This window comes from Bisbaumannia salifodinae (assembly GCF_055388505.1).
In genome coordinates this window covers 1339012-1352841 of the sequence record NZ_AP043781.1, presented here as the reverse complement: position 1 = coordinate 1352841, position 13830 = coordinate 1339012, and the positions used below count along the sequence as shown (strand labels likewise).

14 protein-coding genes and 1 riboswitch are annotated in these 13830 nt (G+C 70.7%); all 14 genes read right to left on the bottom strand.

Going from position 1 to position 13830, the window contains the following annotated elements:
* Nucleotides 1-10: 10 nt before the first annotated feature.
* The 14 genes from ACZ5EF_RS06165 to cobT all read right to left on the bottom strand — a co-directional run bounded on the left by ACZ5EF_RS06165 (nt 11) and on the right by cobT (nt 13754).
* Entirely contained in the window at nt 11-952 is a 942-nt protein-coding gene (locus tag ACZ5EF_RS06165; RefSeq protein WP_464123037.1) for an IS110 family transposase, read from the bottom strand.
* Nucleotides 953-1515: 563 nt separating this feature from the next.
* Nucleotides 1516-2283, bottom strand: a complete 768-nt coding sequence (locus tag ACZ5EF_RS06160; RefSeq protein WP_346063191.1) for an ABC transporter ATP-binding protein — start codon at nt 2281-2283, stop codon at nt 1516-1518.
* Entirely contained in the window at nt 2283-3251 is a 969-nt protein-coding gene (locus ACZ5EF_RS06155; protein ID WP_346063192.1) for a FecCD family ABC transporter permease, read from the bottom strand. Before ACZ5EF_RS06155 ends, ACZ5EF_RS06160 begins: the two co-directional genes overlap by 1 nt.
* Entirely contained in the window at nt 3251-4165 is a 915-nt protein-coding gene (locus ACZ5EF_RS06150) for a cobalamin-binding protein (protein ID WP_346063193.1), read from the bottom strand. Before ACZ5EF_RS06150 ends, ACZ5EF_RS06155 begins: the two co-directional genes overlap by 1 nt.
* The gene (locus tag ACZ5EF_RS06145; protein ID WP_346063194.1) at nt 4165-5994 is read right to left on the bottom strand and encodes a TonB-dependent receptor domain-containing protein; all 1830 of its coding nucleotides are present in this window, start codon (nt 5992-5994) and stop codon (nt 4165-4167) included. The genes ACZ5EF_RS06150 and ACZ5EF_RS06145 overlap by 1 nt, the downstream gene beginning before the upstream one ends.
* A gap of 110 nt (nt 5995-6104) precedes the next feature.
* Nucleotides 6105-6344: riboswitch (cobalamin riboswitch) on the bottom strand.
* A 20-nt stretch (nt 6345-6364) separates the two neighbouring features.
* Nucleotides 6365-7357 carry a bile acid:sodium symporter family protein gene (locus ACZ5EF_RS06140; protein WP_346063195.1) on the bottom strand — a complete coding sequence of 331 codons (993 nt, stop codon included), beginning with the start codon at nt 7355-7357 and terminating at the stop codon, nt 6365-6367.
* Between the two features lie 184 nt (nt 7358-7541).
* Nucleotides 7542-7952, bottom strand: coding sequence for a bifunctional adenosylcobinamide kinase/adenosylcobinamide-phosphate guanylyltransferase (locus ACZ5EF_RS06135; protein WP_346063196.1), 411 nt, complete (start codon nt 7950-7952; stop codon nt 7542-7544).
* Nucleotides 7904-8572 (bottom strand): histidine phosphatase family protein, encoded by a 669-nt coding sequence (locus ACZ5EF_RS06130; protein WP_346063197.1) that lies wholly within the window; start codon nt 8570-8572, stop codon nt 7904-7906. Before ACZ5EF_RS06130 ends, ACZ5EF_RS06135 begins: the two co-directional genes overlap by 49 nt.
* Before the next feature lie 19 nt (nt 8573-8591).
* Entirely contained in the window at nt 8592-9338 is a 747-nt protein-coding gene (gene cobS / locus ACZ5EF_RS06125; RefSeq protein ID WP_379729286.1) for an adenosylcobinamide-GDP ribazoletransferase, read from the bottom strand.
* A 32-nt stretch (nt 9339-9370) separates the two neighbouring features.
* Nucleotides 9371-9907 carry a bifunctional adenosylcobinamide kinase/adenosylcobinamide-phosphate guanylyltransferase gene (locus ACZ5EF_RS06120; RefSeq protein ID WP_346063199.1) on the bottom strand — a complete coding sequence of 179 codons (537 nt, stop codon included), beginning with the start codon at nt 9905-9907 and terminating at the stop codon, nt 9371-9373.
* Nucleotides 9904-11037 carry a threonine-phosphate decarboxylase CobD gene (gene cobD / locus ACZ5EF_RS06115; protein ID WP_346063200.1) on the bottom strand — a complete coding sequence of 378 codons (1134 nt, stop codon included), beginning with the start codon at nt 11035-11037 and terminating at the stop codon, nt 9904-9906. Before cobD ends, ACZ5EF_RS06120 begins: the two co-directional genes overlap by 4 nt.
* Entirely contained in the window at nt 11034-12023 is a 990-nt protein-coding gene (gene cbiB, locus ACZ5EF_RS06110) for an adenosylcobinamide-phosphate synthase CbiB (RefSeq protein WP_346063201.1), read from the bottom strand. The genes cobD and cbiB overlap by 4 nt, the downstream gene beginning before the upstream one ends.
* Nucleotides 12016-12702: an adenosylcobinamide amidohydrolase gene (locus tag ACZ5EF_RS06105; RefSeq protein WP_346063202.1), complete on the bottom strand. Its 687-nt coding sequence runs from the start codon at nt 12700-12702 to the stop codon at nt 12016-12018. Before ACZ5EF_RS06105 ends, cbiB begins: the two co-directional genes overlap by 8 nt.
* A complete protein-coding gene (gene cobT / locus ACZ5EF_RS06100) occupies nt 12699-13754 on the bottom strand; it encodes a nicotinate-nucleotide--dimethylbenzimidazole phosphoribosyltransferase (protein ID WP_346063203.1) in 1056 nt (351 codons plus the stop codon). The genes ACZ5EF_RS06105 and cobT overlap by 4 nt, the downstream gene beginning before the upstream one ends.
* Between the last annotated feature and the right edge of the window lie 76 nt (nt 13755-13830).

The window sequence follows — 13830 nt, the reverse complement described above, 5'->3', positions numbered from 1 at the left end:
ATGTTGCCCCTCAAGCCGCCACCGTGGTTGGGGGGCGATAATCCTCCTCATGCTTCATCAGCGAAAACGCGATGCGGGCCAGTTTCCGAGCGATGATCACCAGCGCTTGGGTAGTCTTGAGCCCGCGGGCCAGATAGCCCTGATAGGTCGCTTGCCAAGCCGGCTGACGGCTGGCCGACATGGCCGCGTTATACAGCAGACGGCGCACTTCGGGATCGCCTTGCTTGGTCAATTTACGTCGACCGCGTTGCGTTCCCGAGTCACGCACGCGGACATCCAGCCCCAGGAACGCCACGAAGGCATCGCTGTGACGAAACTCCCCGCGCAGGAAGGCCATTACCAGGGCCGTCGCCGTCAGAGAGCCAACTCCCTCCATGGCCTGGCAACGGGCGACGTGCTGGCTGAGCCCAGCCTCGCGTACGATGGCCCGCAGGCGGGCCTGGATGACCTGGTCGATGCGCGTCAGTTGGGCGACCAGGCGCTTGAGCGGGGCCTTCAATTCCGGTAATTCGGCGCAGCTCTGCTGAATCGCCACCCGGGCCCTGACGAGGGTAGCGCGGCGGCGCAGCAGAACCTGCAGCGCCCGGTAGGCGGGCGGTGGCGGGGTCCAGGGCCGCAGGGCTTCTTGCTCGCGACTGAGGTAGCGGGCCAGCAGGCGGGCATCGCTGCTGTCGGTCTTGGCGCGGCCGCCAATGCCTTGCCGGTAATGATTGAGTTGGTAGCCATCGATGACGTAGACCGTATGGCCGTACTGGTACGCCAATTTGATCAGCAACACGTGATAGGTACCGGTGGCCTCGATGGCGATGGTGCAGTGAGCGGGTAGACGACGCAGCCAGCCGTTGATGCTGGCCTGGTTATTCTCCAGCACTTCCTCGGTGTCGGTATCCTGCCGATAGATCACCAGTTCGTCCTTGGCGACGTCGATGCCGATGATGGTCTGGATTGTCATCTCTCGCCCTCCACGCTAGGTTGAAAAGGCTTGTCGGGGTGCGCCCAAGCGCTGGCTTGCCAAGATCGTCGGTCTGAGAGGCACTCAGCCGATGGATTCCTTATCGGCGCTTGGTGGGTGGGGTGGGGCCATGTCTCCCACTGTCTGTGCCCGACCAGGGCCAGATGCGCAGCTCGTCCCTCCACCCCGACAAGCCTTCTCACTATTGCCCGTTCTGAGTCTCCTTCAAACATACAAGCGCGGCTATGCCGCCGGTCCGACGCTTCGGCGATTCGCCCGCAGGGCGATCCTGACTGTCACCAGGGGCGACTGCGTCGCCCAATCGTTCGGGGAACCCGAACTCCCACAACACCAGTGGCTAACCAAGTCCACTGTGGGAATAGCTACCCAGCCTACCTGTGGGAACTCGGCTATGCCGAGTGATTGGCGCCGCCAGGCGCCAGGACGACTGCGTCGCCCAATCGTTCGGGGAACCCGAACTCCCACAACCCCAGAGCCTCTCCCAGCACCAGTGGCTAACCAAGCCCACTATGGGAATAGCCTACCTGTGAGGGCGATGAACCTTACTTCAGGGGAACGAAGACCGGGGCGCCATCGACCCAGGCGGTGGCCAGGCGCTGGCCATAGAGCCGTTCCAGGGCCGCGGGCTCCAGCATGGCCTCCGCCGGGCCCCAGCAGGCCTCGCCATCCGGGTAGAGCAGCAGCAGGTGGCTGCACCAGCGGGCGGCCAGATTGAGGTCATGCAGGCACATCATCACCGCCCTGCCCTCTTTGGCCTCGGCGGCGAGCAGCGCCATGACTTCGGTCTGGTGGTGCAGGTCGAGGTGGTTGGTGGGCTCGTCGGCGAGCCACAGGGCCGGGGCCTGGGTCAGCACCGTGGCGATGGCCAGGCGCTGGCGCTCGCCGCCGGAGAGGGTCCCCACCAGGCGATCGGCCAGATGGGCGATATCGAGCCGCTCCAGGGCCGCCTCGGCCAGGCGCAGCTCCTCGGCGCCCTCCATCTGCCAGGGCGAGAGATAGGGGTGGCGGCCGATCAGGGCGGTCTCGCGCACCGTGGCGGGAAAGCCGTCATGGCGCTCCTGGAAGACCAGCCCCAACCGGCGCGCCACCCGGCGACGACCCAGCCCCGGGAGCGGCCGGTCGTCGAGGCGCACCTGTCCCGAACGCGGGGCCCTGAGGCCGGCCAGGGTATGCAGGAGCGTCGTCTTGCCGGCGCCATTGGGCCCCAGCACGCCCCACACCTGGCCCGGCTCGACGCGCAAGTCGAGGGCCCGGCCGTCGCCACGCCCGGGAATATCGATCACCAACTGGCGGGCCTCGAGGCGGCTCATCACTGGCTCCGATACAGCAGATAGAGGAAGGTCGGCACCCCCAGCAGGGCGGTGATCACCCCCACCGGCAGCTGCTCGGGGGCGATCATCGTGCGTGCCAGGGTATCCGCCAGCAGCAGCAGGGTGCCACCGGCCAGGGCGCAGGCGGGCAGGATCAGCCGCTGATCGTTGCCCAGCAGCAGGCGCAGCATATGCGGCACCACCAGGCCGACGAAGCCGATGCTGCCGGCGCTGGTCACCGCCATGGCGGTCAGGGCGCTGGCGCCCAGGTAGATGCCCCACTCCAGGCGGCGCACCGAGACGCCGAGGGCGGCGGCCTGCAGGGGGCCCCGGGCCAGGACGTTGAGGCTACGCCCCAGCGGCATGACCAGCAGGCAGACCAGCAGCAGCAGGGCCAGCGGCGGCCAGGGCGCGCGGGCATAGGCGAGATCGCCCATCAGCCAGTAGAGCATGCCGGGCAGGCGGTCGGCGGGGGTCACCGCCAGCATCAGGGTGATCACCGCCCCCCAGCCGGCGGCCACCACCACCCCGGTGAGCAGCAGCCGCGCCGGGGTCCAGCCGCCGCGGCCATGGGCCAGGCCGAATACCAGCAGGGTCGAGAGCAACGCCCCGGCGAAGGCACCGCCGGAGACCACCAGGCCGCCGAGGCCCGCCAGCATGGCGGCCAGGGCCCCCACCGAGGCGCCCCCGGAGAGCCCCAGCACATAGGGGTCGGCCAGGGGGTTGCGCAGCAGCACCTGCATCAGGGCGCCGGCCACGGCGAGCAGCCCACCCACCGCGAAGGCGGAGAGCGAGCGGGGCAGGCGCAGCTCGAGGATCAGGGTCTGGGCCAGCGGGCTGCCCTGGCCGCGCAGGACGGCGAGGATCTCGCCCGGTGGCAGGGTCACGCTGCCCAGTGCCACCGACAGGACGAGGGCCGCCAGGGCGACCAGGGCCAGGCCCCCCAGGGGGCGCGCCAGGGTCACCATCAGGGGCTCGCCTCGCGACGAGACCGGGCCACCTCGAGCTTCTCGCAGAAGAGCCGGCTGCCCTCCAGCAGGCGCGGCGTGGGACGCTGGATCAGCGAGGGCGGCACGAAGAAGAGGTTGTCCCGGGCCACGGCGGTGAGCGCCGGGTACTGTTGCCAATGGGTCAGCCAGGCACGGTTCTCCTCGCCCATGCCGCCGGCGAGGATCGCCTCGGGGTCGGCGGCCAGCACCGCCTCCTCGTCGAGGCGCGGCACCAGCCGGTCGAGCTCGCCGAAGACATTGACGCCGCCGCACAAGGAGAGCACCTGGCCGATCAGATGGTCGTCGTTGATGGTCATCAGCGGCTCGTCCCACACCTGGTAGAAGACCGACAGCGGCGCGGCATCGGCGTAGCGCTCGGCGAGCTCCGCCATGCCGTCGCGAAAGCGCGCCGCCTCGGCCTCCCCCGCCGCCTCGCTGCCGGCCAGGCGCGAGAGGCGCTCGATGGCCGTGGCCACGCCCTCGAGGGTGCGTGGCTCGATATAGAAGACCGGCAGGCCCAGGGCCTCGAGGGTCTCGAGCTGCTCGACGGGATTGCCGGTGACCCAGCCGATCACCAGGTCGGGAGCGAGCGCCAGCAACCGCTCCAGGTCGACCCGGGTATGGCTGCCCACCGAGGCCACCTGGCGGGCCTCGGGGGGATAGTCGCTATAGGCCACCACGGCGACGACCCGCTCGCCGGCCCCGGCGGCATAGACCAGCTCGGTGGCCCCCGGCGAGAGGGCGGCGATACGCTCGGCGGGGGCCGGCAGGCACACCTCCCGGCCCCGATCATCGACGGCGCAGCGCTCGCTCGCCAGGGCCGGCGCCGCCACCAGAGGCAGCAGCGCCAGGGACAGCACCAGGGGCAAGCCCCTCAGCAGCCGCTTACCCATTAGCCACCGAAATGCAGGCTAAGGAAGGCGGCACGACCGGCGTTGAGGTAATCGTTGCCGCTGAAATCCCGGGCGGTGACGACGTCCCTGTCCAGCACGTTTTCCACCGTCAGGCGGGTCGACCAGCCGGGGGCGAAGTCCCAGCCGGCGCGCAGATTGACCAGGCCGAAGCCGGCGAGCCGTTCTTCATTAGCGGCATCGTCGTAGCGGTGGTTCTGCACGATCCAGGAGCCCCCCAGGGACCAGTCGCCCAGCTCGCGGTCTGCGTCCAGGCGCAGGCTCTGCGACGCCCGGCGTCGGAGTTGATTGCCGCTCTCGCGATCCTCCGGATCGCTCCAGGTCAGGGCCGCGGCCAGGGTCCAGTCGTCGATCTCGGCGCCGGCGGAGAGCTCCAGGCCGCGGATCCGCGCCTCGGCCACGTTATAGGGGGCGAAACGCCCATTGACCAGGGCATTGGCGATCAGGTTATCCACGTCCGTCTGGTAGGCCGCCAGGTCCCAGAAGAACTGCCGGTACTGGCCACGGATACCCAGCTCGAGGGTCTCGGAGGTCTCGGCTTCCAGATCGGGGTTGCCGAACCCGGGGAAGTAGAGCTGGTTGAAGGTGGGGGCCTTGAAGGCGGTACCAACACTGGCCCGCAGGGTATGGGAGTCATCCAGCGCATAGCCCAGCGCCAGGCTGCCGGTCACCTCCTCGCCGAAGGCCTGGTTGTCGTCGTGACGCAGGCTGGCCTGTAGCGAGGCCGGCGCGAGGTCGAACAGCCCCTGGGCGAAGACGGCGGTATTGTCGCGGCTGCTCTCCGCATACTCGGTGGTACCGCTGACCCGGTCCTCGCTGTACTCGACGCCGGCGATCAGCTCGTGAGCACCAAGGTACAGGGTATTCTCCCAGCGAGCGGTATGCGTGCGGGTATCGATAATCGAGTCGCCGAAGACATCGATGTTGTCGCTCTCGTCCCGGGCCTCGCTGAGCGTCAGGCGGCTACGCCACCGGTCGGTCACCGGCAACTCCCCATAAACGCCGGCCACCTGCTGCACATAGTCCGTGTCCCCTCCGACGAACTCGGTGTTGCCCCGGGCCCGTAGCGCCAGCACCCCCACCTCGGCGTCGTTGTCGAAGGTATGCGAGAGCCGCACCAGGCCGGTGGTATTGTCATAACCCTTGTCGTCGCCACCACGCACCACCGGCACACCGTCGGTATCGAAGCGGCTACCGGCGAAGTAGTAGCGGGTACCGCCACTGGCGCCGGACAGCGAGGCGCTGTAGCGCTGGGTGTCGAAGGAGCCGCCGCCCAGCGAGATACGCGGCGTCGGCGCCCCCGCCTCGCCCTCGGGGGTAAAGAGTTGAATGACGCCGCCCACGGCATCGGCACCATAGAGGCTACCGCGGGGGCCACGGACGATCTCGGCGCGCTGGAACAGTCGCGGGTCGAGGAACTGCCAGGAGGCCCCACCCAGGGTGGCGGAACGCAGGCGGATCCCATCGATCATCAGCAGGCTCTGATCATTGGAGGTGCCGCGAATGTAAACGCTACTGGACTTGCCGAAGCTGCCGCTGGTGGAGACATCCACCCCGGGCTGACCACGAAACAGGTCGGTGAGGCTGGTGGGATCCTGGCGGCGCAGGGTCGCCTCGTCGAGCACGCTGACCGAGGCCAGGGATTCGTCGGCGGTGCGCGGCGCCAGGGTGGCGGTCACCACCAGGGGGTTCAGGGCCTGGATCGATTCAGCGTCGGTATCGTCCGAGGTGGCGGCAATCGCCTGGGAAAGCGGCGTGGCGGCCAGGGCAACGGCGGCCAGGCCATGGCGGGAAACGATGGAGAGTGTCATCTTGGTGTCCCTTGCTCGCCGTGCTCACCCGCACGGCGTGATGCGTTATGGTGGCCGGGACGCGGCGAGGCGAGGGAACAGGCGAGCCCGTCTCCCGTCGCCCACCGTGACACGGCATGCCTCTCCAGGCCGGTCTCCGGGCTGACGAGTGAAGGGCCTGGGCATAAGGACCTTCCGGACCGCCGCCTTCCCATGCCTGCGGCACAGTGGCATACCGTTGAAGGTAGTGGCGGTCCTCGACTCGATCACCGTTGCGGGGGCAGCGTCGGAGTGGCGGCAAGGCCGCGCACCGACTTCCCGATTACCTGGTAGAAAGGCCTTCCACCAGCACCTGAGAGTGCGCGTAAGCTAGCAACCCCCCAGGGAAAGGTCAATTTGCCGCTTCTGCCGCCGTGGGGCGCTGGGCGTAGCGCTGGGCCAGAATGGCGCAGACGATCAACTGAATCTGGTGGAAGAGCATGATCGGCAGCAGCATGGGCCCCAGGGCGGTGCCGGCGAAGAGCACCTGAGCCATGGGCACCCCGGTGGCCAGGCTCTTCTTGGAGGCGCCGAAGACGATGGTGATCTCGTCCTCCTTGTTGAACCCCAGCCCCCGGGCCAGGGCCGTGGTCAATACCAGCACCAGGGCCAGCAGCACGCAGCAGGCCAGGATCAGCGCCAGCAGCGGGCCGAGCCCCACGGTCTGCCAGAGGCCGCCCACCACCGAGGCACTGAAGGCGGTGTAGACCACCAGCAGGATGGAGCTCTGGTCCACCTTGCTGAGCCAGGGCCGATTGCGGGCCACCCAGTCGCCGATCCAGGGCCGCGCCAGGTGCCCCAGCACGAAGGGCAGCAGCAGTTGCAGGCTGATCTTGAGCACCGCCTCGCCGGCGTTGTAGCCCTCGCCGGTGGCCTGGGCGCCCATGATCAGCATCACCAGCAGGGGGGTGGCGAGGATGCCGATCAGGCTGGAGGCGGAGGCATTACAGATCGCCGCCGGAATATTGCCCCGGGCCAGGGAGTTGAAGGCGATGGCGGACTGCACCGTGCCGGGCAGCACGCAGAGGTAGAGCATGCCGAGGGTCAGCGGCGTGCCCAGCCAGGGCTCCATCAGCGGCCGCCCCAGCACCCCGAGCAGCGGGAAGGCGACGAAGGTGAAGCCGAACACCACCAGGTGCAGGCGCCAGTGGGTGGCCCCGCTGATGATCGCCTGGCGGGAGAGCTTGGCGCCATGCATAAAGAACAGCAGGGCGATGGCCGCCACGGTCAGCCCCTCGAAGAAGGGCACGCCGCGCCCCTGGGCCGGCAGCACGCTGGCCAGGATCACCACCCCCACCAGGGTCAGGGTAAAGTTATCGACCCACTGTCGTAATCGTCCCAGCATCTTCGCCTCATCTCGTGGAAAACAGTTCCATATTCTATTATGGCCAATCCCGGCTTGGCCAAGCGACCTTTAGCCAAGTCCTTGGCTATCCAGTTAACACCTTTGCTGCTAAAAGCCCGGGGCTATCCTGGCGGTCAGGCCGCCAGCGCCCCTCAGTCATTCCATCTGCAATAGTTCTGTGACGTTAGCCAAGGCGCCTCACCAGCCCATGCCAGACGTAGTAGACCGCCGCGGCCCGGGCCGCGGCGTCCTGGGCCAGCCAGCCGTTGAGGTCGCGCAGCCGCCGCTGGCGGGGCGACATGGGCACGATGCCGCGGCCCATCTCCTCGAGGATCAGGGTGATGGTGACTCCCGTCCGGCGCTCCGCCGCCAGCAGCGTCTCCAGGGTCTGGCCGAGCCGCGCCCGCAGCCGGTCGTTATCGGCCTCGCCTTCCAACTGGGCGGCGATCCACGCCGCCCAGCCATCGATCACCAGGTCCCCGGCGGGCGGCGGGGCCTCGGGGAGGCACTCGGCCTCGAGCCAGCGCGGCGCCCCGCCCCAGGCCCTTACCGCGTCGCGCTTGCCGGCGTGGGCACCGCCGATGACCACTCGCATCGCCAGGCGTCTCCGTGTCGAATGAGATGGAAGTGGCGCCCCTCGGCCTGGGTGACCCCGGCGGCCCAGAAGTCGATGGCCTCGAAGCGCCGACGCAGCTCCCGCAGCACCCCGCCATGGGTCACCACCAGGGCGCGGTAGGCCCCGGCCTCCTTGGCCCCGGCCTCCTTGGCCTCGGCCTCCCGGGTCAACTCCTGCCACCAGGCGTCGAGCCGCGCGCGCAGCTCGCCGGCGGACTCGCCCCCGGGGGGCGGACGCTCGCCGCGGCCATCGATCCAGGCCCGGTAGCCGGGGTCCGACTCGAGCTCGGCGTAACACTTGCCCTCGTAGGCGCCGAAATTCAGCTCCCGCAGCCGGGCATCGAAGCGCGGCTCGGGACGGGGTGTCACGCCAGGCAAGGCCAGGTGCGCCAGGGTCTGGCGGCAGCGTGTCAGGTCGCTGCAGTGGATGGCGTCCAGCTCCCGCAGGTGCTCACGCGACCAGGCCCGCAGGCGCTCGAGGCCCGGGCGGGCCGCCTCGGGGTCCAGGGGAATATCCTTGTGGCCCTGGTAGCGGCCGCTCCGGTTCCAGGCGGTCAGCCCATGGCGGACCACGACCAGGGTCAGGCTCGGCGATGTCATCGGGCGTCCTCCCTTCGTCTCACGAACTCAGCCACAGCCAGGCCACCAGCAGCAGCCATAGCTCCCCCCCCTCGATGGCCGCCCCCAGCATATCGCCGTTGATGCCGCGAAAACTGCGCACCATCAGGGTCGCGAAGGCCAGCAGGAAGGCGGCGAGCGCCGCCAGCAGCAGCCAGCCGCCGGGCAGCCACCAGAATGGCACGGCCAGGGGCAGCAGCGACAGCGCCAAGTCCCGGTGGCGGCTCTCCTGGCGCCAGGCCCAGGCCAGTCCCTCGCGGCGGGCCAGCGGCGCCAGGCGCAGCAGCGCCACGGCGCCGAAGCGCGCCAGGGCCGGCGGCGCCAGCAGCCACAGCGGGGCGACGCCGGCCTCCAGCAGCGCCCAGAGCAGCAGGCCCTTCCAGGCCAGCAGGAAGACCAGCGCCAGGATGGCGAAGCTGCCCACCTGAGCATCCTTCATGATCGCCCAGCGCCGCTCCAGGGGGGCGTTGCTGCCCAGAGCATCGGCCAGGTCCATCACCCCATCCAGGTGCAGGCCGCCGGAGAGCGCCACCCAGAGGCTGAGCAGCGCCAGGGCCTGCAGGGGCGTGGGCCAGCCCGACAGCGCCAGCGCCGCCAGGGCCAGCAGGCCGCCGAGCAGCAGCCCCACCAGGGGATAGGCGCGCAGCGCCCAGCGCCGGGTGGCCGGCGTCCAGGGGCAGGCCAGCGGCAGCGGAATCCGCGTCAGGAACTGCAGCGCCAGCACCAGGCCGAAACCGGCGGCGGCCAGGCCCCGGGGCGTCGCCGATGGCGTTGTCGTGCTCATGCGCCCTCCCCCTTCCAGACCCAGGGCAGCCCCGCCACCACCTGCACCACGAGCTCCGCCTCGGCGGCCAGGTCGCGGTGCAAGCCTTGCAGGAAGGCCACGAAAGCTCGGGTCTCGCCATCCTCGGCGGGCAGTCCCTCGTTGATATCGTTGGAGACCACCACCAGGGCGATTCGGCGTCGCTTGGCCTCGCCCAGTACCTTGGCCAGCAGCGCGCGACCCTCGGCGTCGCTGCCGCCGCCGCCATAGCGCCACTGGCTGGCCCAGAGGGTCAGGCAGTCGAGCAGCACGGTATCCCCCGGGGCGACCTCGTCCAGGGCGGCATCCAGGGCCAGGGGCGCCTCCAGGGTCCGCCAGCCTTCCCCCCGCTGGCGTCGATGGCGGGCGATGCGCTCGGCCATCTCGCCATCCGCGGCCCGGGCGGTGGCCAGGTACCAAAGCTCCCCGCCCCGCTCGCCCCACCACTGCCGGGCCAGGCGCTCGGCGTAGCCGCTCTTGCCGGAGCGGGCCCCGCCGCCGATAAAGGCGATCATGGTGTACCTCCTCGTGAGACTTCGGCCATCGCCTCCGCCAGGGCCTGGCACAGCGCCCGGTTCTCCTCGGCGGTACGCAGGGCCAGGCGCAGCCAGCCCCCGTCCAGGCCGGCGAAGCCCTGGGTATGACGCGCCAGCCAGCCGCGGCGCAGCAGCGCCGGCAGCAGCCGGGCGGTGGCCTCGGCACCCTCGGGATGGCGCACCAGGAAGAAGTTGGCACGACTCGGCACCACCCTCAGGCCCAGGGCGGTCAGCGCCGCCTGCATGGCGGGGCGCTCGGCGGCGAGCCAGGCTCGGGTACGCTCGTTGAAGTCGCGATCCGCCAGCAGCGGCGCCACCAGGTCGGCGGCCAACTGATTGACGCTCCAGGCCGGCTGATGCACGGCGGCGGCGGCAACCCGGGCCGGCGCGGCGAGCAGGTAGCCCAGGCGCAGCCCAGGCAGGGTGAACCACTTGGTCAGGGAGCGCAGCAGCACCAAGTGCTCGAAGCGCTCGAGCCAGGGCGTCAGCCGCTCGGCGTCGTCGACGAAGTCGATAAAGGCCTCGTCCACCACCAGGGTGCAGCCCCGCTCGGCGGTGAGTTCCAGCAGCCGCTCCATCACCGGGCGCGGCACCAGGGTCGCGGTGGGGTTATTGGGGCGGCCCATAAAGAGCACCTCGGCCTCCCCCAGCCCCGCGACCAGCGCCTCAGGGCCGAGGGCAAAGTCGAGGGCGAAGTCCGGGGCGGCCAGGGGCAAGCCATGCACCGGCAGTCCATAGGCCGCACAGGCTCGGCGGTACTCGGCGAAGCCCGGCTCGACGATGGCGGCGGGCCGGCCGGCGTGCAGGGCGGCGGCCAGGTAGATCGCCTCGGCGCCGCCGTTGGTGAGGCGCACCCGCTCGGCGGCCACCCCTTCCCGGGCGGCGATGGCGGCCCGGGCGGCGGCATAGTCGGGGTCGGGGTAGCGACCGAGGTCGGCGGCCCGCTCGGCCAGCCACTCGGGCAGCCAGGCGGGGGGGCCGAGCGGGTTGAGGTTGGCGCTGACGTCGCGCAGCGGCGTCTCCGATGGCAGGCCGAAGCGCGCCAGCAGCGGCGCCGCCTCGCCCCCATGCAATGGCCAGTCATTTGAGGGGGTGTCGCCAGGTCTCACAACGCCTCCTTGAGCAGGATCACCGCCGCCATCAGCAGCAAGAAGCCCAGCCAGCCGCCATGCATCAGGCGCAGGGTGGCGGCGATATGCCCTGCCGTCAGCGGCTGCCGGGGCGTGCCCAGCCGGGCCCGCTCGGAGACCCGTCCGCGATAGTGATTGGTGCCCCCCAGCTGTACCCCCAGCAGGTTGGCCACCATCGCCTCCGGCCAGCCGCTATTGGGGCTGGGGTGGCGCGGCGCCTCCCGCCAGGTGGCGGCCAGGGCCCCACGGGGGGTGATCTCGTCCCTGCCCCAGGCCTTAAGACAGAGCGCGCTTAGCCATAGGGTCAGGGCGGTCAGCCGCGCCGGCAGCCAGTTGGCGACGTCGTCGAGGCGCGCCGAGGCCCAGCCGAAATCGGCGTAGCGCTCGTCCCGGTAGCCGACCATGGAGTCGAGGGTATTGATCGCCTTGTAGGCCAGGGCCAGGGGGGCGCCGCCGAGCAGGGCGAAGAAGAGCGGCGCGGTGATGCCGTCCACGGTGTTCTCGGCCACCGTCTCCACCGCGCCGCGGCTGACCTCCGCCTCGTCCAGGTGCTCGGTATCCCGGCCCACCACCATGGCCAGCGCCCGGCGCGCCTCGGGCAGCTCGCCCCGGGCCAGGGGCGCGGCGATATCCCGGGCGGCGTCCCGGAGCCCCTTGATGGCCAGGCAATTGGCCAGCAACCCGAGCTCGGCGAACCAGGCCAGCCAGGGGTGAATCGCCGCCAGCAAGGCCAATGTGGCCCAGGCCAGCAGGAAGGTGCCCAGCACCACCAGGGCGCACATCAGCATACCCTTGAGACGCCGCGCCCGGGCGCTTCCGCGGTTCCAGGCCCGCTCCAGCCAAGCGATCACCGCCCCCATGCCCACCACCGGATGCGGCAGGGCGCGAGGGTCGCCGATCACGAGATCCACCACCAGGGCCAGCAGCACCAGCCCCAGCAGCCCGAGCGACAGCGGCTCAGCCATGGCGCGCCTCCCGGCTGCGAATCAGCGACTCACGCGTCGCCGCGAACACCGCCCGCCCCAGCTCGCGGCCCAGCCGCGTGCCGGAGCCGGCGTAGTCGCTGGGTTCCCCCACCTGGGTGGCAGCGACGGCCAGGCAGTCGGTGGAGGTGCCGCTGGCCGGGGTACCGCCATGGGGGTCGCGAATATCCAGCTCCTGGAGGGCCCGGGCCTTGGCCTCCGTCGCGGAGAGGGCGGCGTTGACCAGGCCCGCATCGCTCAAGTGGGCCTCCAGGAAGATCAGGGTATTGATGGTACCCACCGGACGGGGGTCATCCGTCATGGGCGCGGTGATATCCACCGCATTGCCGGCCCCGGCGGTGACCGCCACCAGCACGCCCTGCCCCGCCACCAGGGCCAGGTGCTCCAGGTGCACCGCGGTCATCATGGCCAGGCTCTCATCGAAGCCCAGGCCGCGCCGGGCCAGCCAGGCGCTCAGGTCATCGGCGGGGGCGCGGCCGTCATAGGCCTTGTCCACATGGAAGTTGCAGAAGTGGCGCCGCCAGCCCAGGCCGCCCCCCACCAGGGCGCTGCTCAGGGTGCGCAGCGGCCGGGCGGCGGCGAAGTGCAGGCAGTGGGCATCCGCCGCCAGGCTCAGGCCCGGGGCGAAGTCCAGCGGTCGCACGCTCGCCGGGGCATTCATGGGGTGGCACCGATGCCGGCCTGATCGAAGGTCGCCATCTCGGCGAGCATGCGGCAGGCCGACTCCAGCAGCGGGAAGGCCAGGGCGGCGCCGCTGCCCTCCCCCAGGCGCAGTTCCAGATCCAGCAGCGGCTGCGCTTCCAGGTCCGCCAGGGCGATATCGTGGCCCGGCTCCCGGGAGCGATGGCCGAAGATCAGGTAGGGGCGCAGCGCCGGACACAGCCGGCAGGCCACGAGTGCCGCCACCGTGGCGATCAGCCCATCCACCAGCAGCGGCACCCGCCGGGCCGCCCCGCCCAGGTAGGCCCCCACCATGGCGGCGATCTCCAGCCCGCCGAGGGCCGCCAAGGCCCCCAGGGGGTCATCGGCATCGACCCGCCGCGCCGCCAGGGCCCGGGCGATCACCTCGCGCTTATGGGCCAGGCGCGCCTCGTCGATACCGGTCCCCGGCCCCACCACGGCGTCCAGGGGGGCCTGGCAGAGCGCCGCCAGCAGGGCGCTGCTGGCGGTGGTATTGGCGATGCCCATCTCGCCGACGATCAGGCAGCGACAGCCCGCCGCCACCGCCCGCTCCGCGGCCTGGATACCGGCGGCGATGGCCGCTTCCGCTTCTTCCCGGGTCATGGCGTCCTCCACCGCCAGGTTGCGAGTGCCGGGGCGTACCCTGGCATTCACCACCGCGCGCTTCACCTCGGCGGGCAGCTCGGTCACCACGCCCACGTCGATCACCTCCAGGCGTGCCCCATGCTGGCGGGCGAAGGCATTGATGGCCGCGCCGCCGGCGGCGAAGTTGGCCACCATCTGGGCGGTGACCGCCTGGGGGAAGGCGGAGACCCCCTCCGCCGCCACCCCGTGATCGGCGGCGAAAACCAGCACCCCGGGGGGCGAGACCCGCGGCAACGCCTCGCCCTGGCTCAGCGCCAGCTCGATGGCCAGGCGCTCCAGGCGGCCCAGGCTCCCCGGCGGCTTGGTGAGGTTGTCCAGGTGCTGGGCCACCCGTTCGGCCAGGGCCGAGTCGGGCTCGCGAATGGCGGCGAGGGTCGAGGAGAGCATGGGGACTCCGGGCGGATTGTCGGAAGAGGCGCATGGTAGCAGAAGCGCCACCCCCTGATGCAGATCAAGGCGCCGG

Excerpts from the sequence above, each read along its gene's own strand:
- ACZ5EF_RS06165 (WP_464123037.1), bottom strand. The coding sequence starts at position 952 with ATGACAATCCAGACCATCATCGGCATCGACGTCGCCAAGGACGAACTG.
- ACZ5EF_RS06160 (WP_346063191.1), bottom strand. The coding sequence starts at position 2,283 with ATGAGCCGCCTCGAGGCCCGCCAGTTGGTGATCGATATTCCCGGGCGT.
- ACZ5EF_RS06155 (WP_346063192.1), bottom strand. The coding sequence starts at position 3,251 with ATGGTGACCCTGGCGCGCCCCCTGGGGGGCCTGGCCCTGGTCGCCCTG.
- ACZ5EF_RS06150 (WP_346063193.1), bottom strand. The coding sequence starts at position 4,165 with ATGGGTAAGCGGCTGCTGAGGGGCTTGCCCCTGGTGCTGTCCCTGGCG.
- ACZ5EF_RS06145 (WP_346063194.1), bottom strand. The coding sequence starts at position 5,994 with ATGACACTCTCCATCGTTTCCCGCCATGGCCTGGCCGCCGTTGCCCTG.
- ACZ5EF_RS06140 (WP_346063195.1), bottom strand. The coding sequence starts at position 7,357 with ATGCTGGGACGATTACGACAGTGGGTCGATAACTTTACCCTGACCCTG.
- ACZ5EF_RS06135 (WP_346063196.1), bottom strand. The coding sequence starts at position 7,952 with ATGCGAGTGGTCATCGGCGGTGCCCACGCCGGCAAGCGCGACGCGGTA.
- ACZ5EF_RS06130 (WP_346063197.1), bottom strand. The coding sequence starts at position 8,572 with ATGACATCGCCGAGCCTGACCCTGGTCGTGGTCCGCCATGGGCTGACC.
- ACZ5EF_RS06120 (WP_346063199.1), bottom strand. The coding sequence starts at position 9,907 with ATGATCGCCTTTATCGGCGGCGGGGCCCGCTCCGGCAAGAGCGGCTAC.
- cbiB (WP_346063201.1), bottom strand. The coding sequence starts at position 12,023 with ATGGCTGAGCCGCTGTCGCTCGGGCTGCTGGGGCTGGTGCTGCTGGCC.
- ACZ5EF_RS06105 (WP_346063202.1), bottom strand. The coding sequence starts at position 12,702 with ATGAATGCCCCGGCGAGCGTGCGACCGCTGGACTTCGCCCCGGGCCTG.
- cobT (WP_346063203.1), bottom strand. The coding sequence starts at position 13,754 with ATGCTCTCCTCGACCCTCGCCGCCATTCGCGAGCCCGACTCGGCCCTG.